This is a genomic window from Kineococcus gurbantunggutensis (genome assembly GCF_050871925.1).
In the GTDB taxonomy this organism is placed as follows: Bacteria; Actinomycetota; Actinomycetes; order Actinomycetales; family Kineococcaceae; genus Kineococcus.
This window is the reverse complement of sequence record NZ_JBJLSG010000016.1, coordinates 1-16,997: the sequence shown is the minus strand read 5'-3', so window position 1 is coordinate 16,997 and position 16,997 is coordinate 1. Positions and strand designations below refer to the sequence as shown.

The following is a 16,997-nucleotide window of genomic DNA, read 5'->3' as shown; positions in this document are numbered from 1 at the left end:
CGGGGCCGGGCGGTCAGGGCAGGCGGGCCCGCGAGCAGCGCGTCACGTACGGCAGCACCAGCTCGCCGGCGGCGGCCAGGCGCTCCTCGGCCTGCCGGCGCACGTCCTCGAGCACCTCGCGGCGCCGCTCCTCCCCCAGGGTGATGACCCAGCTGCGCGAGCGCGTCAGGTCCAGCAGCCCGTCCACGCTCGTGGGCTGCGACCAGCGCACGTCGTAGCGCTCCACCGGCCCGAACGGCGCGCCGACGCGCGGGGCCAGGCTGCCCAGCTGCTCCTCGCCGGGGCCGGGCAGCGTGCGGTCCAGCCGCGCGACCCAGTCCACGGAGGGGTCGCGCACGTTCCACAGCAGCCCCAGCCACCCGCCCGGGCGCAGCACCCGCGCCACCTCCGGCGCGGCCCGGTCCGGGTCCACCCAGTGCCAGGACTGCCCCGCGACGACGGCGTCGACGCTGCCGTCGTCCAGCGGCAGGTCCTCGCCGGTGCCGTCGAGCACCGGCACGCCCGGCAGCACCGCGGCGAACTGCTCGCGCATACCGGGGGTGGGCTCGACGGCGACGACCTCCAGGCCGCGGGCGGTGAGCAGGCGGGTCAGCTTGCCGGTGCCGGCGCCCAGGTCGAGCACGCGGCGCGCGCCGGGCGGCAGCACCCAGTCCAGCGCCTCGGCCGGGTAGGTCGGCCGCGCGCGCTCGTACACGTCGGCGGCCGCGCCGAAGGAGCGGGCCTGGGCGGCGCGGCGCGCCCTGCGCTGGTCGGGGTCCACGGGCAGGTCCACGCCGCACATGCTGCACGCCCGCGCGGGGTGCTCGGCGCCGGGATCCCCCGGACGGGCTGGGTAAGCTCCCCTGCGCCATGGCTCCCGAACTCCCCGCCGACGCCGCGCCGCGCACCGCGGCCCCGCCCGCCCCGCCGGCCGCTGCCGCCGCCGCCCCCGAGCCGCTGCCGCCGCCGCTCGAGGAGCCGGCCGCACCCGTCGCCACGATCGTGCTGCCCTGCTACAACGAGGAGGCGCACGTCCTGCTGGAGATCCAGCGGATCACGGCGGCGATGGACGCCGACGGCATGCCGTACGAGCTGCTCGCCGTGGACGACGCCTCCACCGACGACACCCTGGCGGTGCTGCGCCAGGCGGAGGAGCGCTACCCGCACCTGCGGGTGGTGGGCTTCCGCCGCAACGGCGGCTCGGGCACGGTGCGGCGCATCGGCACCCAGATGGCCCGCGGCGAGATCGTCGTGTGGACCGACGCGGACATGACGTACGAGAACGAGCGCATCCCCGAGCTGGTGCGGGTGCTGCTCGAGGACGACTCCTACGACCAGGTGGTCGGGGCCCGCACCACCGAGGAGGGCACCCACAAGGTGCTGCGGGTGCCGGCGAAGTTCGTCATCCGCAAGGTCGCCGAGGTGCTGGCCAAGCAGCGCATCCCGGACCTGAACTCCGGCCTGCGCGCGTTCCGCAAGTCGGTCTCGCTGCCGTACCTGCGGCTGCTGCCGCCCGGTTTCAGCTGCGTCACGACGATCACGCTGGCGTTCCTGTGCAACCAGCACGACATCAAGTACGTGCCCACCTCGTACGCCAAGCGGGCGGGCACCTCGAAGTTCCACTTCGTCAAGGACGCCTACCGCTACATCCTGCAGGTGCTGCGGATGGTCATGTACTTCGAGCCGCTGCGGGTGCTCATGCCGCTGGCGCTGTTCCTCTTCGGCCTGGGGTTCGTCAAGGCGGTCACCGACATGTTCCGGCACGCCTTCTACTTCCCCGCCAACACGGTGCTGCTGCTGGTCTCCGGGCTGCTCATCGGCTCGGTGGCCCTGCTGGCCGACCTCGTGGTGCGCTCGCGGGACTCCGCGTGAGCGCCGGCATGGGCGCCGGCCCGCACGCCGCCCCCGTGCACGAGCCGCGCCACGAGGCGCCGGCGCGCCGGGTGGTCGTCGTGGGTCCCGCGCACCCGGCCAAGGGCGGCACCGCGCTGCACACCACGGAGCTGGCCCGGCACCTGGCGGCCGCGCCGGACTCGGAGGTCAAGCTCGTCTCGTGGGCGCGGCAGTACCCCGCGGCGCTGTACCCGGGGCGCCCGGAGGTGCCCGACGGGGTGCCGGAGGTGCCGGGGTTCACCCCCACGGTGCGCTCGCTGGCGTGGAGCTCGCCGGCCTCGTGGGTGCGCACCGGCCGGCGCCTCGCCGCCGCGGACCTGGTGGTCCTCACCCACGTGGTGCCGGTGCAGGTGCCGGCGCTGCTGGGGGTCCTGGCGGGGTTGCGCTCGACGCGCTCGCGCGCGCGCACCGTGGTGGTGGCGCACAACGTGCTGCCGCACGAGGCGCGCCCGGGCGACGCGCTGCTGGTGCGCCGGCTGCTCTCCGGCGTGGACGGCGTGCTGGTGCACACCGACGAGCAGGCCGAGCTGGCCCGCGCGCACGGCGCGGCCCGCGTGGAGGTCGCCGACCTGCCCCCGCACCTGCCCGGCGGCGCGCCGCTGCCGGGCCCGGCGGGCTCGCGGGTGCCGCGCGACGGGGCGCTGCGGCTGCTGAGCCTGGGCGCGGTGCGCGAGTACAAGGGCGTGGACCTGCTGCTGGAGGCGCTGCGCTCGGTGCCGGCGGCGCGGCTGACGGTCGCCGGGGAGCTGTGGGGCCGGGCCGGGCGCGCCGTGCGCGAGCTGGCCGCGGACCCGGAGCTGCGCGAGCGGGTGGAGCTGCGCGAGGGGTACGTGCCCGCCGCGGAGCTGCCGGCGCTGCTGGCCGCCCACGACGCGCTGGTGCTGCCGTACCGCTCGGCGACCGCCTCGCAGAACGCGCTGCTGGCCTTCGCGCACGGCCTGCCGGTGCTGGCCACCCGCACCGGCTCCTTCCCCGCGCAGGTGCGCGACGGCGTCGACGGCGTGCTCGTCGAGCCCGGCAGCGCGCCCGCGCTGGTGCAGGGGCTGCTGCGCCTGACCGGCGGCGGCCTGCAGCGGCTGCGCGAGGGCGTGCAGGCCCCCGACCTGGAGGAGCCGTGGTTCGCCTACCTGGCCGCGCTGCGCCGCGCCGCCCGCGGCGGCACGGCCGCCGCCCCGCCCGGCGGGCCGCTGCTGGCCGTCGCCAAGCGCGGCGCCGAGCACGCCCTGTGGACGCGGGTGCGGGTGCAGCGCCGGGTGGGCGAGCAGCTCGCCGCCCGCGCGCTGGCCGCCCCGCCGGCGCGCCGGCCGGTGCCCAGCGGGGTGCCGCGCACCGGCGTGCTGCAGGACGCCGCCGAGGTCGCCGACGCGCTCGCCCAGGCCCGGCGCCTGCACCTGCCCGCGCACCCGGACGCCCCGAAGAACTGGGACGCCCTGGGCGCGGTGGCCGCGGTGCTGACCCTGGCCGACGACGGCTCGCGCTCGGCGCGCGTGCTCGACGCCGGCAGCGCCCGCTACTCGCCCGTGCTGCCGTGGCTGCGGCTGTACGGCTTCGGCGCCGAGCGCGGCGCGCTGGCCGGCATCAACCTGGAGTTCGGCGCGCCCGTGCACCGCGACGGGGTGGAGTTCCGCCACGGCGACGTCACCGATACCGGCCTGCCGGACGCCTCGCTGGACGCGGTGACGTGCATGTCCGTCATCGAGCACGGGGTGCCGGTGCCGGAGTTCCTCGCCGAGACCGCGCGCGTGCTGCGCCCGGGCGGGGTGCTGTGCCTGTCCACCGACTACGACGCCGACCCGCCGGACACCTCGGGCGTGAGCGCCTACGGCGCCCCGGTGCGCATCTTCTCCCCGGCCGACGTGCGCGAGCTGGTCGCGCAGGCGGACGGGGTGGGCCTGGAGCTGCTGGGGGAGCTGAGCGAGCAGGTGCTGGCCCACCCGGAGCGCCCCGTGCACTGGGCGCGCACGGGGCTGGACTACACGTTCGTGCTGCTGACGTTCCGCCGGCGCTGAGCGGCGTGCTGAGCCGTCTGCTGGGCCTGCTGCGCTCGCCGTGGGTGCGCGGCGGCTTCCTCGTCGTGGCGCTGGGCCTGGCGGTGGCGTACGTGGTGCGCGACCGCGCCGCGATCGCGGACGCCTGGGCGCGCCTGGACGCGGGCGCGGTGCTGGCGGCGCTGGCGCTGTCGGTGGCCAACGTGGCGCTGGCGGGGGCCTCGTGGCGCGCGGTGCTGGCGGACCTGGGCTCGCCGCTGCCGTGGCGGGGCGCGGCCCGGGTCTTCTTCGTCGGTCAGCTGGGCCGCTACGTGCCGGGCACGGTGTTCCAGTTCGTGGCGCAGGCGGAGCTGGCCCGCGACCTGGGGGTGCCGCGCCGGCGCACCGGCTCGGCGCTGGCGGTGGCGCTGCTGGTGTCGATGACGACGGCGGGCCTGCTGGTGACGGGGGTGCTGCCGCTGGCGCTGGGCGGCGGCTCCCCGGCCGCGGGGGTGCCCGCCTGGGCGGGGTGGGTCGGCTGGGCCGCGCCGCTGCTGCTGGTGCTGCTGGTGCCGGCGGTGCTCAACCGGCTGCTGGCGGTGCTGCTGCGCCTGGCGCGCCAGGAGCCGCTGGAGCATCCGCTGACCGCGCGCGGGCTGCTGGCCTCGGCGGGCTGGGCGCTGGCCTCGTGGGCGGCGGTGGGCCTGCAGGTGTTCGTGCTGGCGCACGCGCTGGGCAGCGGCTGGCCGGCCGGGCGGCTGCTGGCGCTGGCGCTGGGCGGGTACGCCCTGGCGTGGGTGGTGGGCTTCCTGGTGGTCCTGGCCCCGGCGGGGGCGGGCGCGCGCGAGCTGGTGCTGGCGGCCGTGGTGGCGCTGGCCGTGGGCGGCGGCGGGGCGGCCGTGGTGGTGCTGGGCTCGCGCGTGCTGCTGACGGCGGCGGACCTGCTGCTGGCCCTGGGGGCGCTGGCGACCGCGCCGGGCACCCTGGCCCGCCTGCGCCGCGCCCGCTGACCGCGCCCGCGGGCCCGCGCGCCCGGCCGCGCCGGCAGGTTGCGATCGTGTGACGAAACCACCGCGCACCGTGGTCCCGGTTGGTGCGACCGGGTGATCGGCGGCAGGGTGTGTCGGCGCGGCCCCCCTGGCCGGTGCGGACCGGTGGGGAGCCCGACAGAGCGCCGTCGACCGCGGAGGGAACCCATGCGCCGCCGCACCATCATCACCTCGCTCGCCGCCTCGCCGCTGGTGGTGGCCGGGTGCAGCACCGGCGAGGGCGTCGACGCCCCCGGGACGAGCGGCGGGGGCGCGCAGGGCGGTGGTTTCGTCGCCGCCACCAGCGCCCAGCCGGACCAGTTCGACCCGCACAAGACGACCGCGTACGCCAGCTTCCAGGTGCTGGAGAACGTCTACGACACCCTCGTCGAGCCCAGCGTGGACGGCGAGGAGATGGAGCCGTCGCTGGCGACGGGGTGGACCACCAGCCCCGACGGGCTGACCTGGACGTTCACGCTGCGCGAGGGCGTGACCTTCCACGACGGGTCCCCGTTCGACGCCGAGGACGTCGTCTTCTCCTTCCGGCGCATCATCGACCAGCAGTTGGCCAACGCCTACCGCCTGGCCACCGTCACCGACGTGCGCGCGCAGGACCCGCGCACCGTCGTGTTCACCCTCTCCGAGCCCACGCCCGCGCTGCTCAGCCAGGTCGGCGGGTTCAAGGGCCTGGCGATCGTGCCGGCCGGCGTGGACGAGGCGTCCCTGACGACGAGCGCCGTGGGCACCGGGCCCTTCACCTTCGATAGCTCCTCCGCCAGCGAGGTCTCCCTGAGCCGCTACGACGGCTACTGGGGCGAGGCGCCGGGGGTCGAGGGGGTGACGTTCCGGTTCATCACCGAGCCCGCCGCGGCGATGACGGCGCTGACCGGCGACCAGGTGCAGTGGACGGACAACGTGCCGCCGCAGCAGGTCTCCGACCTCGCCGGGGACGAGCAGGTCGAGCTCGGGCAGGTCGCCAGCGTGGACTACTGGTACCTGGCGATGAACTGCGCCAAGGCGCCCTTCTCGAACCGGGACGTGCGCCGCGCGATCGCCACCGCGGTGGACCGCGCGGCCGTGACCACCGCCGCGCGCTACGAGGCCGCGCGCCCCAACCAGACGGCGGTGCCCGAGGACAGCTTCTGGTACCACGAGTACGCGCCGTTCGCCGTGGACGCCGACGAGGCGCAGCGGCTGCTGGAGGGCGCCGGCGTCACCGGCCCGCTGACGATGGGGCTGATGGTGACCTCGGAGTACCCCGAGACGGTCACCGCCGCGCAGGTGATCGCCAGCCAGCTCGAACCGCTCGGCATCACCGTGGAGATCCAGACCGAGGACTTCGCCACCTGGCTGGACCGGCAGGGCCGCGGCGACTTCGACGCGTTCGTGCTGGGCTGGCTGGGCAACCTGGACCCGTTCGACTACTACGACGGCCAGCACCGCACCGGCGGGTCGAACAACTACCACGGCTACTCCAACCCCGCCGTGGACGACCTGCTGGACCGCGCCGCCGTGGCCGTCGACCGGGACGAGCGCAAGGCGCTGTACGACCGGGCGGCCGAGCTCATCGTCGACGACGTGTCCTACCTGTACCTGTACAACCCCGACGTGGTCCAGGCCTGGACGCCGGGCCTGAGCGGGTACGAGGTGCGCCCCGACAAGGCCGTGGACTTCGACTCGGTCGCCCTGCCCTCGTGACGGGGTTCGCCCTGCGGCGGACCCTGCAGTCCGTCGTGGTGCTGCTCGGGGTGAGCGTCGCGGTGTTCGCGCTGGTGCACCTGGTCGACGGCGACCCGGTGCGCCTGGCGCTGGGCACCCGGTTCGACCAGGCGACCTACGACGCGCTGCGCGAGCGCTCCGGGCTGGACCAGCCCCTGGCCGTGCAGTACCTGCAGTGGGTCTCCAGCGCGGTGACCGGCGACCTCGGGGTGAGCTTCCGCTCCGGGGACCCGGTGACGGTGCTCATCCTGGAGCGCCTGCCCGCCACGCTGTCCCTGGCCGGCGCCGCGATCCTCGTGGCGCTGCTCATCGCGCTGCCGCTGGGCACCGTCTCCGCGCTGCGGCCGCGCTCGTTCCTCGACGGGGTCGGCACGGTCGTCAGCCAGATCGGCATCTCGGTGCCGGAGTTCTGGATGGGCATCATGCTCATCCTGCTGTTCGCCGGGACGCTGGGCTGGTTCCCCGCCAGCGGGTACGTGCCGCTGAGCGAGGATCCGCTGGGCTGGCTGCGCTGCCTGGTGCTGCCCGCGGTGACCACGGGCCTGGTCTCGGGCAGCGTGCTCACCCGGTTCACCCGCTCCAGCGTCCTGGAGGCGCTGGGCGCCGAGCACGTGCGCACCGCCCGCGCCAAGGGCCTGGGCCCGCGCGCGGTGCTGAACTGGCACGTGCTGCGCAACGCGCTGCTGCCGCTGGTGACGGTGACCGGCGTGCAGCTGGCGTACCTGCTCTCCGGCGTGGTCGTCGTGGAGATCGTCTTCGCCTGGCCGGGCCTGGGGCAGCTGGCGCTGCAGGCGGTGCAGGCCCGCGACTACCCCGTGCTGCAGGGCGCGGTGCTGCTGTTCGCGTTCGTGTTCCTCCTGCTGAACCTGGTGGTGGACCTGCTGTACACCAAGCTCGACCCGAGGATCAGCGCGTGAGCGCCGCGGCCACCCCGGCCGGGGCGGTGCGGGTGCGCCCGCCGCGCGGGCGCCTGGCCTCCTCGCTGCGGCTGCTGCTGTCCTCCCCGCGCACCCTGTTCGCCCTCGTGGTGGTCGTGGGGGTGGTGCTGCTGGCGCTGTTCGACGAGCAGGTGGCGCCCACCGGGTACAACGAGGTGGACGTCCCGCGGCGGCTGCTGGCGCCCGGTGCGGGGCACTGGTTCGGCACCGACGACCTGGGCCGCGACGTGCTCAGCCGCGTGGTGCTCGGTGCGGCGGTCTCGCTGCAGGTGGGCGCCGTCGCGGTGGGTTTCTCCCTGGTGTGCGGCGTCACCGCCGGCCTGCTCGCCGGCTACTACGGCCGCTGGCTGGACACCGTGCTCATGCGGCTGATGGACGTGCTCTTCGCGTTCCCCGCGATGCTGCTGGCCATCGCCGTCATCGCGGTCCTGGGGCCCGGCACGACGAACGCGATGATCGCCATCGGCCTGACGTACACCCCGGTGTTCGCGCGGGTGACCCGCGCGGCGGTGCTGGGCGTGAAGGAGAGCGTGTACGTGCGCGCCTCGCGCTCCGTGGGCGCCTCGGACGCGCGGCTGCTGCTGCGCCACGTCCTGCCCAACGCCGCCCCGCCGATCATCGTGCAGACCTCGGTGAGCCTGGCGTTCGCGGTGCTGGCCGAGGCGGCGCTGTCCTTCGTGGGCCTGGGCACGCAGCCGCCCGCGCCGAGCTGGGGGCGGATGCTCTCCGAGGGCCGCGGCCACCTGGAGGACGCCTGGTGGATGGCGGTGTTCCCCGGCCTGGCGATCGTGCTGCTGGTGCTGGCGTTCAACCTGCTCGGCGACGGCCTGCGCGACGTGCTGGACCCGCAGCAGCGCAGCGCGCTGGAGGCGGCCCGCTCCCGCTCGCGCCGCGCGCGCCGGCGCGGGGGGCGCTCGTGAGCGCCGCGGCCGCCCAGCCGGTGCTGCAGGTGCAGGACCTGCGGGTGCGGATGGACACCCCGCGCGGGCCGGCCTCCATCGTCAACGGCCTGGACTACACCGTCTCGGCCGGCGAGACGGTCGCCGTCGTGGGCGAGTCCGGCAGCGGCAAGAGCGTGTCGGTGCTGGCGCTGCTGGGGCTGCTGCCGCGGCACGCGCGGGTCAGCGGCCGCGCGCTCTTCCGCGGCCGGGACCTGCTGACCATGGGCGAGGCCGAGCTGCGCCGGGTGCGCGGCGACGGCATCGGCATGGTGTTCCAGGACCCGATGACCTCGCTGAACCCGGTCCTGACGGTGGGCCGGCAGATCACCGAGGGCCTGCTCGCGCACGGCGGGGTCTCCGGCAAGCGCGAGGCGCGCGAGCGCGCGGCGCAGCTGCTGGCCGACGTGGGCCTGCCCGACCCGCGCGCGGCGCTGGGCCGCTTCCCGCACGAGCTGTCCGGCGGGATGCGCCAGCGCGTCGTCATCGCCATCGCCCTGTCCGGGGACCCGGCGCTGCTCGTGGCCGACGAGGCCACCACCGCCCTGGACGTCACCGTGCAGGCGCAGGTCCTGGAGCTGGTCGACGGCCTGCGCGCCGAGCACGGCACCGCCGTGGTGTGGATCACCCACGACCTCGGCGTCGTGGCCGGCACGGCCGACCGGGTGCTCGTGATGTACGGCGGGCGGTGCGTGGAGGACGGCACCGTCGACGACGTCTTCGAGCGCCCCGCGCACCCCTACACGCAGGGCCTGCTCGGCTCCCTGCCGCAGCTGCACGACGACGGGCCCGGCGGGCGCCGGCGCGACCTGGTGGCGATCGCCGGCACCCCGCCGCCGCCCACCGACCTGCCGCCGGGCTGCGTGTTCTGGCCGCGCTGCCCGGTGCGCGGCGACGAGCGCTGCGCCGGCGAGCAGCCGCCGCTGGTGCCCGTCGCGCTCGGCGCGCACCGCGACGGCACGGCGGTGCCGCACCGGGCGGCGACCTTCTACGACGCGGCGCGCGACGCCGGTGAGGTGGGCGCGTGAACGGCGACGGCGTGGACGCGGGCACGGGCCTGGGGACCGGCCGCGGGGCGGGCGCGGGCGGCGGGCCCGGCGGGGACGTGCTCGTGCGCGCCCGCGGCCTGCAGGTGCACTTCCCGGTGCGCGCGCAGGGGCTGCGGCGCCGGCGCTCCGGGGCGGTGCGGGCCGTGGACGGGGTGGACCTGGACATCCGGCGCGGGGAGACCCTGGGCCTGGTGGGGGAGTCCGGCTGCGGCAAGTCCACGCTGGGCAACGCGCTGCTGCGCCTGGTCGAGCCCACCGGCGGGAGCGTGGAGTTCGACGGCACCGACGTCACCGCGCTGCGCGCGCGCGAGCTGCGGGCGCTGCGCCGGCGCGCGGTGATGGTCTTCCAGGACCCCTACGCCTCGCTGGACCCGCGCACCACCGTCGGGCGCACGATCGCCGAGCCGCTGCAGGTGCACGGCCTGCACCCGGGCGCCGCCGCGCGCGCCGCGCGGGTGGCGGAGCTGCTGGAGCTGGTCGGCGTGGACCCCTCGGCGGCCTCGCGCTACCCGCACGAGTTCTCCGGCGGGCAGCGCCAGCGCGTGGGCATCGCGCGCGCCCTGGCCGGCGAGCCGGACTTCGTCGTGTGCGACGAGGCCGTGGCCTCCCTGGACGTCAGCGTGCAGGCGCAGGTGCTGAACCTGCTGCGCGACCTGCAGCGGCGCCTGGGGCTGACGTACCTGTTCGTCTCGCACGACCTGGCCGCGGTGCGGCACGTCAGCGACCGCATCGCCGTGATGTACCTGGGCCGCGTCGTGGAGGTCGGCGACGCCGGCGCGGTCAGCGCCCGCCCGCAGCACCCGTACTCCCAGGCGCTGCTGTCGGCGGTGCCGCTGCCGGACCCGGCCGCCGAGCGCCGCCGCGAGCGCATCGTGCTGCGCGGGGAGGTGCCCTCGGCGGCGCGGGTGCCCTCGGGGTGCCGCTTCCGCACCCGCTGCCCGCGCGCCTTCGCCCCGTGCCCGGACGTGGACCCGGCCCTGCAGGAGGCCGAGCCCGGGCACGCGGCGGCCTGCCACCTGCACGGCGTGGTGGGCGCGCCCGTGCCCGCCGGGCAGCGCGGCGCCGACTGAGGCGGCCCCGCCCGAGGAGGGCTCGCCCGAGCAGGGTCCGCCCCGCGCGCCCGCCTCAGTCCTCGTCGCGCGGCACCCGCGCGGCCGTGCGGTGCACCACGTCGGCGTACTCGGGGTGGCGCTGCAGCCAGCGGGCCACGAACGGGCACAGCGGCACCGCCGTCAGGCCGCGGGCGCGCACGTCGTCCAGCGCGTGGCGCACCACCGCCGAGGCGATGCCGCGGCCGGCGAAGCCGGGCAGGACCTCGGTGTGGGCGAAGACGAGGAAGCGCGGGGCGGGGGAGTAGACCGCCACGGCGGCCAGCTCCCCGCCGACCCGCCCCTCGTAGCGGGACAGCTCGGCGTTGTCCACCACGGTCAGCGCGTCCACCCCGGGCGCGGCGGTGGCGGTGGGGACGGTCTCGGGGGGCGTGGCGCTCACGGGGCCTCTCCTGTCGGTCGGTCGGGGCGTCAGCCGTTCACGAGCAGTGAACAGCCTCCGGCGCCCGGATGACAGGGGGGTGGCGACGGTGCGTCCGCTCTCACGCCCCTCCGGCGAGGGCCAGCACCGCGTCCGGGCGCTCGGCGGCCACCCGGCGCAGCTCCTGCACCACCGCCGCCGTGGGCGCCCCGGCCGTGCGCCCGGCCCGGGTGGCCACGTAGATCGAGCGCGCCGGCGCCTGCCCGGCCAGCGGCACCACCGCCAGCCCCGCGGGGCGCAGCGGGTGCGCCAGCCGCGGCACCAGCGCCACCCCCGCGCCGGCGGCCACCAGCGCCGCCACGGCGTCGAACTCGGTGCAGTGGTGGCGCACGTCGGGGGAGAAGCCCGCCGCCGCGCACGCCGCGGTGGTGATCTGCGCGCAGGCGTCGTCGGCGCTGGCCGCCACCCACTCCTCGCGCGCCAGCGCGGCCAGCGGCACCTCGCCCTCCCCGGCCAGCGGGTGGTCGGCCGGCAGCAGGACGTCCAGGACGTCGCGCAGCAGGTCCACCCGGTCGTAGCGGGCGTCCTCGTGCGCGGGGCCGCCGCGGTGCTCGACGGTGACGACGACGTCGAGCTGACCGGTGTCCAGGCCCGCCACGGCCTGCAGCGGCTCGCGCTCGCGCACCAGCAGCCGCAGCCCCGGCCGCTGCCGGCGCAGCGACCGCAGCGCCGGGCCCACCAGCGCGGCGATCGCGCTGGCCAGCGAGCCCACCCGCACCTCCCCGACCAGGCCGTCCTCGAAGCGGGCCAGGTCCGCGCGGGCCTTCTCCAGCTGCGCGGCCACCGCGTCGGCGTGGGCCAGCAGCACCCGCGCCTGCCCCGTCAGCCGCACGCCGCGGCCCTGCCGCTCCAGCAGCGGCACGTCCAGCTCGCGCGCCAGCCCCGCCAGCTGCTGCGAGACCGCCGAGGGGGTCAGGTGCAGCGCGGCGGCCGTGGCGCTGACCGTCCCGCGGCGCTCGACCTCCCGCAGCAGGCGCAGCCGCCGCAGGTCGATCGTGAAGTCCTCGCTGTCGAGTGCCATGAACGAACAATAGATGGACTGAAGGTTCGCCGGGCAGGACCATGGGGGCGTGACCCGCCGCGCCACCCTCCTCTTCACCGCCCTGGCCCTGGCCTGGGGCGTGCCGTACCTGCTCATCAAGGTCGCCGGGGCCGAGCTGGCGCCCTCGGTGCTCGTGCTGGCCCGCACCGGCCTGGCCGCCGCGCTGCTGCTGCCGCTCGTCCTGCTGCGCCCCGCCGTGCGCCGGCAGGTGCCCGCCGTGCTGCGCCGCTGGCCGGCGCTGACCGCCTACGCCGTCCTGGAGATCGTCGGGCCCTGGCTCTTCCTGGCCCGCGCCGAGCAGGAGCTGCCCAGCTCCACCGCCGCCCTGCTCATCTCCGCCGTGCCCGTCGTCGGCGTCCTCGTCGCACCCCTCTTCGGCCGCGCCGAGCGCCTGGGCGGGCGCGGCTGGGCCGGCCTGGCCCTGGGCACCGCCGGGGTGGCCACCCTCGTGGGCCTGGACGTGGCCGGCTCCGACCTCGGCGCCGTCGCCGAGGTGGGCGTCGTCGTCGTCGGCTACGCCCTGGGCCCGGCGGTGGTGCACCGCTGGCTGGGCGACCTGCCCGGCCTGCCGGTGGTCACCGCCAGCCTGGTGATCGCCGCCCTGGTCTACGTCCCGGTCGTCGCCCTGGGCCCCGGCCTGCCCGCCACGGCCCCCTCCGGCGCGGCGCTGGCCTCCGTCGCCGCGCTCGCCGTCGTCTGCACCGCCGCCGCGTTCCTGCTGCTGTTCGCCCTCGTCGGCGAGATCGGCCCGGTGCGCTCCACCGCCGTCGTCTACGTCAACCCCGTCGTGGCGGTGCTGGCCGGCGCGGTGCTCCTCGGCGAGCGCGTCACCGCCACCACCCTGGTCGGCTTCGCGCTCGTCCTGGCCGGCTCCGTGCTCGTCACCCGCCGCGCCCCCGAGCGCCGCCCGCTGCCGGAGGCCGCCCCGGCCGCGGCCTGAGGACCGCCCCGATCACGGCGCCCGCGTGGCTACCGTGTGCGGGTGAGCGTCCCCGTCCAGCGCGCCGCGCCCGAGCGAGCCGGGCGGGACGCCGAGCGCGCCCCCGCGGACGCCGGCGCGGACGCCGGCGCGGACGCCGGCGCGCCGCTGGTCAGCCGCTGGCGGCCCGGCTGGGACCTGGACCTGGCCTGCACCGTCTCGGTGCTGCGCCGCGGCGCGCACGACCCCACCTTCCGCCGCGAGCCCGACGGCAGCGTCCGGCGCGCCACCCGCACCCCCGGCGGGCCCGCGCAGCTGCACCTGGTGCCGCTGCGCGCCACCGGCGAGGTCGAGGCGCGCGCCTGGGGCCCCGGCGCGCCGTGGGCGCTGGAGGGCGTGCCGGACCTGCTCGGCGCCGGCGACACCACCCACGCCGAGTTCGAGCCGCGCCGCGAGCACACCGCCCTGCGCGACGCCTGGCGCGCCCACCCCTGCTGGCGCCAGCCGCGCACCCGCGCCGTCTTCGAGGCGCTGTCCGCCTCCGCGCTGGAGCAGGTCGTCACCACCCGCGAGGCCTTCGCCGGCTGGCGCCGCCTGGTGCTGCGCTTCGGCGAGCCCGCCCCCGGCCCGGCGGGGCTGTGGGTGCCGCCCGCCCCCGCGGACTGGCTCGAGGTGCCCTCCTGGGAGTGGCTGGCCGCCGGCGTGGAGCTGCGCCGGCGGAAGGTGACGATCCTGGCCGCCCCGCGCGCCGCCGCCCTGGAGCGCACCCTGGCGATGGACGAGGCCGGCGCCGACCGCGCCCTGCGCTCCCTGCCCGGCGTGGGCGTGTGGACCTCCGCGGAGGTGCGCGCCCGCGCCCACGGGCACCCCGACGCCTTCTCCTTCGGCGACCTGCACGTGGCCGCGAACGTCTCCTGGGCGCTGACCGGCGAGGTGCTCGACGACGCCGGGTGCGCGGAGGTCATCGAGTGCTACCGCGGGCACCGCTACCGCGTGCAGCGCCTGCTCGTGCTGGCCGGGGTCAGCCGCCCGCGCCGCGGCCCGCGCGCGAGCCTGCCCACCCACACCCCCAACCGCGCCCTGCGCGCGCACCGCCCCCGCCGCGGCGGCTGAACGGGGCGCCTGGTGGGATGCAGCACGTGCGCGTGCTCCTCATCGGCTGGTCCAGCGTCCTGCACGGCGAGGCCACCGCGGGCGACCTGCTGAGCACCGAGGCCGTCGCGCGGCGCCTGCGCGCCGACGGCGCCGAGGTCGACCTCGCCTACAGCCCCGCCGTGCTGCGCGCCCAGGGCCCGCGCGGCGGGCTGCTCTACGAGGACGAGCGGGAGGTCCTGCACGTGGACCCGGACGCCTACACGCACGTGGTGTGGGCGTGCGGGCCGCTGACCGGCCGGCCCGTGGAGCAGGTCCACGAGCGCTTCCCCGCCGCCCGGCGCCTGGCGGTGGGCGTCTCCGTGCTGGACCCCGCCGACCCGGCCGTCACCGGCTTCCACGCCGTCGTGGCGCGCGACGCCCCCGGCGCCGCCCCCCGCCGCGACCTCGCCGCCCGCCCCGCCGTCGAGGGGGTGCCCGTCGTGGGCGTCTACCTCACGCGCGGGCAGGGCGAGTACGGCGCGCGCCGCCGCCACGGCGCGGTCGCCGACGCCCTGACCGGCTGGCTCGGCGGCCTCGACGTCGCCCGCCTGGAGCTGGACACCCGCGTGGACCCGCGCGACTGGCGGTTGCCGGCCACCGCCGAGCAGGTCCTCGCCGTCCTCGCCCGCCTGGACGTCGTGGTCACCACCCGGCTGCACGGCCTGGTGCTGGCGCTGCGCGCCGGGGTGCCCGTGCTCGCGGTGGACCCCGTCGCCGGCGGCGGCAAGGTGAGCGACCAGGCGCGCGCCTGGGGCTGGCCCGGCCTGCTGGGCGCCGAGGAGGTCCTCGCCGGCGACGGGGCGCTCGCCCTGGACGAGCAGCTCGCCTGGTGCACCTCCGGCACCGGCCGCGCCGCCGCGGCGCGCGCGCGCGAGCAGGCGCCCGCCGCGGGCGGGGAGCAGCTCGACGCCCTGGCCGCGGCCCTGCGCGGCTGAGCCGGCCGGCAGTACCGTCCCGCGCATGGGCGCGAGGCAGCTGCTGTGGAGGGCGTGCTACGAGGCGATCGCCACCGGGGTGCGCGAGCCCGCGTGGTCCTTCATGGACTACGGCTACGCCCCGCCGGGCCCGCCGGGGCTGGAGCTGGAGCCCGGCGACGAGGCGGACCGGCTGTGCGTCCAGCTCTACGAGCACGTCGTGGCCGGCGACCTGCGCGGGCGCGACGTGCTGGAGGTCGGCAGCGGCCGCGGCGGCGGCGCCTCCTACCTCAGCCGCTACCGGCACCCGCGCAGCGTGGTCGGGGTGGACCTGTCCGCGCGGGCGGTGGCGCTGTCCCGGCGGCACCGGCGCGGGCCCGGCCTGTCCTTCGTCCAGGGCGACGCGCAGTCCCTGCCCTTCCCCGACGCCTCCTTCGACGTCGTGGTCAACGTGGAGTCCTCGCACTGCTACGCCAGCGTGCCCGCCTTCCTGGCGGAGGTGCGGCGCGTCCTGCGCCCCGGCGGCGAGCTGTTCTGGGCCGACCTGCGCCCCGCGCCGCGCGTGCAGCGGGTGCGCGCCGAGCTGGCCGCCAGCGGGCTGCGGGTGCGCGCCGAGGAGGACCTCACCGAGGGCGTGGTGCGCGCCCTGGAGCTGGACAGCGAGCGCAAGCTCGGCCTCATCCGGGCCTGGGTCCCGCGCCCGCTGCACCCGGCGTTCCGGGTGTTCGGCGGCGTGGAGGGCACCGCCAACCACCGCGGCCTGCGCAGCGGCGCCCAGCGCTACCTCAGCGCCCGGCTGGTGAAGGAGCCGCACCCGGCGGGGTGAGGACCGGCGCCACCCGCACCGCGGCGGCGCTCCAGCCGTCCCCGCCGTCCCCGGCACCGCCCCCGTCGCGCTCGTGCTCGCGCTCGACGGTGCCGGTGAGGTCCTCCGCCCACAGCGCCGCCAGCACCCGCTGGGCCAGGGCGCCCAGCTCGAAGGCGTCCGGGGCGCTCAGCCGCAGCAGCGGCCCGCCCCGGCCGCCCTCGTCGTGGTCGCCGTCCTCGACCGCGCACCGGCCCGCCCCGGTCGCGGTGGCGACCTGCGCGGCGCGGGCCAGCCGCTCGGCCCGCGGGCCCGGCACGACCGGCGGGGGCGGCACCGCGCCGGCGCCGATGGCGGCGCGCACGGCCTCCACGTGCCCCAGGCGGAACCAGTCCGAGGCCGCCGGGCGCAGCAGCGAGCGCGCCCCCGGCCCGTCGGCGGGGGAGACCCGCTCGGCCAGGCCGCGCACCAGCGCCGCCGGCACGCCGTCGGTCTTGCCCTTGACGAGGTCCGCGGTGGCGGCGACCTCGTCGGCGATGGCGCGCGCGGTGACGCTCATCGGCCGGCCGGAGGCGTCCAGCTCCCCGCGCAGGTCGTCCAGCACCGCCAGGCCCGCCACCCCCAGGGCGAAGTCGACCTGGCCCTCGCGCCAGGCGCGGCCCGCGGTGTCGGTGACGACGACGCCGACGTCCGCGCCGGTCAGCTCGCGCAGCCCCGCGCGCAGGGCGCGCGCCTCGGCGTCGGCGTCGGCGGGCAGCAGCAGCACCGTGCCCTCGGCGACGTTGGAGGCGTCCACGCCGGCGGCGGCCATGACGGGACCGGCGGCGGCCTCGACGATGCTGGCCAGCCCGGCGGGGGTGCGCCGCGCCGCGACGGTGCGCACCGACTGCGCGGCGATGACGGCCTCGCGCTCGTCCAGCGGGGCGGTCAGGCCCCGGGCCTTGGAGACCACCTTGCTGGACACCGCCAGCACGTCGCCGTCCACGAGGGAGGCGCGCTGGGCGTGCAGGGCGTCGACGAGGACGCGGGCCAGGTCGTCGCCGGCGACGACCACGCCCACCCCGGTGATGCCCACCCCCTGCACGCTCGGGGTGCTGCGCCTCACGCGGCGCCCACCCCCCCGGCGCCGAGCACGGCGGCGA

General features: G+C 77.7%; 16 protein-coding genes. 12 read left to right on the top strand and 4 right to left on the bottom strand.

Translation table 11 applies throughout. The features are described from left to right. Nucleotides 1-13: 13 nt before the first annotated feature. On the bottom strand, nucleotides 14-772 hold the full coding sequence (locus tag ACRYR7_RS04815) for a class I SAM-dependent methyltransferase (RefSeq protein WP_432570927.1): 759 nt from the start codon (nucleotides 770-772) through the stop codon (nucleotides 14-16). 77 nt (nucleotides 773-849) lie between these two features. Here ACRYR7_RS04815 and ACRYR7_RS04810 point away from each other — a divergent pair, with 77 nt between their 5' ends. The 8 genes from ACRYR7_RS04810 (at nucleotide 850) to ACRYR7_RS04775 (ending at nucleotide 10,581) form a co-directional block, all read left to right on the top strand. Beyond that, a complete protein-coding gene (locus tag ACRYR7_RS04810) occupies nucleotides 850-1,851 on the top strand; it encodes a glycosyltransferase family 2 protein (protein ID WP_432570926.1) in 1,002 nt (333 codons plus the stop codon). Further along, the gene (locus ACRYR7_RS04805; RefSeq protein ID WP_432570925.1) at nucleotides 1,848-3,881 is read left to right on the top strand and encodes a glycosyltransferase; all 2,034 of its coding nucleotides are present in this window, start codon (nucleotides 1,848-1,850) and stop codon (nucleotides 3,879-3,881) included. The genes ACRYR7_RS04810 and ACRYR7_RS04805 overlap by 4 nt, the downstream gene beginning before the upstream one ends. A gap of 5 nt (nucleotides 3,882-3,886) precedes the next feature. Next, nucleotides 3,887-4,849, top strand: coding sequence for a lysylphosphatidylglycerol synthase domain-containing protein (locus tag ACRYR7_RS04800; protein WP_432570924.1), 963 nt, complete (start codon nucleotides 3,887-3,889; stop codon nucleotides 4,847-4,849). A 186-nt stretch (nucleotides 4,850-5,035) separates the two neighbouring features. Further along, complete coding sequence (locus tag ACRYR7_RS04795) at nucleotides 5,036-6,565, top strand: ABC transporter substrate-binding protein (RefSeq protein ID WP_432570923.1); 1,530 nt, start codon at nucleotides 5,036-5,038, stop codon at nucleotides 6,563-6,565. Beyond that, a complete protein-coding gene (locus ACRYR7_RS04790; protein WP_432570922.1) occupies nucleotides 6,562-7,503 on the top strand; it encodes an ABC transporter permease in 942 nt (313 codons plus the stop codon). The genes ACRYR7_RS04795 and ACRYR7_RS04790 overlap by 4 nt, the downstream gene beginning before the upstream one ends. A gap of 53 nt (nucleotides 7,504-7,556) precedes the next feature. Next, the gene (locus ACRYR7_RS04785; protein WP_432570958.1) at nucleotides 7,557-8,444 is read left to right on the top strand and encodes an ABC transporter permease; all 888 of its coding nucleotides are present in this window, start codon (nucleotides 7,557-7,559) and stop codon (nucleotides 8,442-8,444) included. A 50-nt stretch (nucleotides 8,445-8,494) separates the two neighbouring features. After that, on the top strand, nucleotides 8,495-9,490 hold the full coding sequence (locus tag ACRYR7_RS04780; protein ID WP_432570957.1) for an ABC transporter ATP-binding protein: 996 nt from the start codon (nucleotides 8,495-8,497) through the stop codon (nucleotides 9,488-9,490). Nucleotides 9,491-9,519: 29 nt separating this feature from the next. Continuing rightward, nucleotides 9,520-10,581, top strand: coding sequence for an ABC transporter ATP-binding protein (locus ACRYR7_RS04775; RefSeq protein WP_432570956.1), 1,062 nt, complete (start codon nucleotides 9,520-9,522; stop codon nucleotides 10,579-10,581). A gap of 55 nt (nucleotides 10,582-10,636) precedes the next feature. Here ACRYR7_RS04775 and ACRYR7_RS04770 read toward each other — a convergent pair whose 3' ends face one another. Both ACRYR7_RS04770 and ACRYR7_RS04765 read right to left on the bottom strand, forming a co-directional pair. Continuing rightward, nucleotides 10,637-11,002, bottom strand: a complete 366-nt coding sequence (locus ACRYR7_RS04770) for a GNAT family N-acetyltransferase (protein ID WP_432570921.1) — start codon at nucleotides 11,000-11,002, stop codon at nucleotides 10,637-10,639. A gap of 100 nt (nucleotides 11,003-11,102) precedes the next feature. Next, nucleotides 11,103-12,062 carry a LysR substrate-binding domain-containing protein gene (locus ACRYR7_RS04765; protein ID WP_432570920.1) on the bottom strand — a complete coding sequence of 320 codons (960 nt, stop codon included), beginning with the start codon at nucleotides 12,060-12,062 and terminating at the stop codon, nucleotides 11,103-11,105. Between the two features lie 49 nt (nucleotides 12,063-12,111). Between ACRYR7_RS04765 and ACRYR7_RS04760 the strand changes: the two genes are divergently transcribed. The 4 genes from ACRYR7_RS04760 to ACRYR7_RS04745 are packed head-to-tail and all read left to right on the top strand — an operon-like array spanning nucleotide 12,112 to nucleotide 15,876. Beyond that, nucleotides 12,112-13,023, top strand: coding sequence for a DMT family transporter (locus ACRYR7_RS04760; RefSeq protein WP_432570919.1), 912 nt, complete (start codon nucleotides 12,112-12,114; stop codon nucleotides 13,021-13,023). 42 nt (nucleotides 13,024-13,065) lie between these two features. Continuing rightward, nucleotides 13,066-14,115 carry a DNA-3-methyladenine glycosylase family protein gene (locus tag ACRYR7_RS04755; protein ID WP_432570918.1) on the top strand — a complete coding sequence of 350 codons (1,050 nt, stop codon included), beginning with the start codon at nucleotides 13,066-13,068 and terminating at the stop codon, nucleotides 14,113-14,115. Nucleotides 14,116-14,132: 17 nt separating this feature from the next. Further along, nucleotides 14,133-15,071, top strand: coding sequence for a polysaccharide pyruvyl transferase family protein (locus ACRYR7_RS04750; protein ID WP_432570917.1), 939 nt, complete (start codon nucleotides 14,133-14,135; stop codon nucleotides 15,069-15,071). A gap of 25 nt (nucleotides 15,072-15,096) precedes the next feature. Next, nucleotides 15,097-15,876: a class I SAM-dependent methyltransferase gene (locus ACRYR7_RS04745; RefSeq protein WP_432570916.1), complete on the top strand. Its 780-nt coding sequence runs from the start codon at nucleotides 15,097-15,099 to the stop codon at nucleotides 15,874-15,876. On the opposite strand, the gene cofE is transcribed toward ACRYR7_RS04745, so the two are convergent. Next, nucleotides 15,836-16,960 (bottom strand): coenzyme F420-0:L-glutamate ligase, encoded by a 1,125-nt coding sequence (gene cofE / locus ACRYR7_RS04740; protein WP_432570915.1) that lies wholly within the window; start codon nucleotides 16,958-16,960, stop codon nucleotides 15,836-15,838. The two genes, ACRYR7_RS04745 and cofE, sit on opposite strands and share 41 nt — an antisense overlap. Between the last annotated feature and the right edge of the window lie 37 nt (nucleotides 16,961-16,997).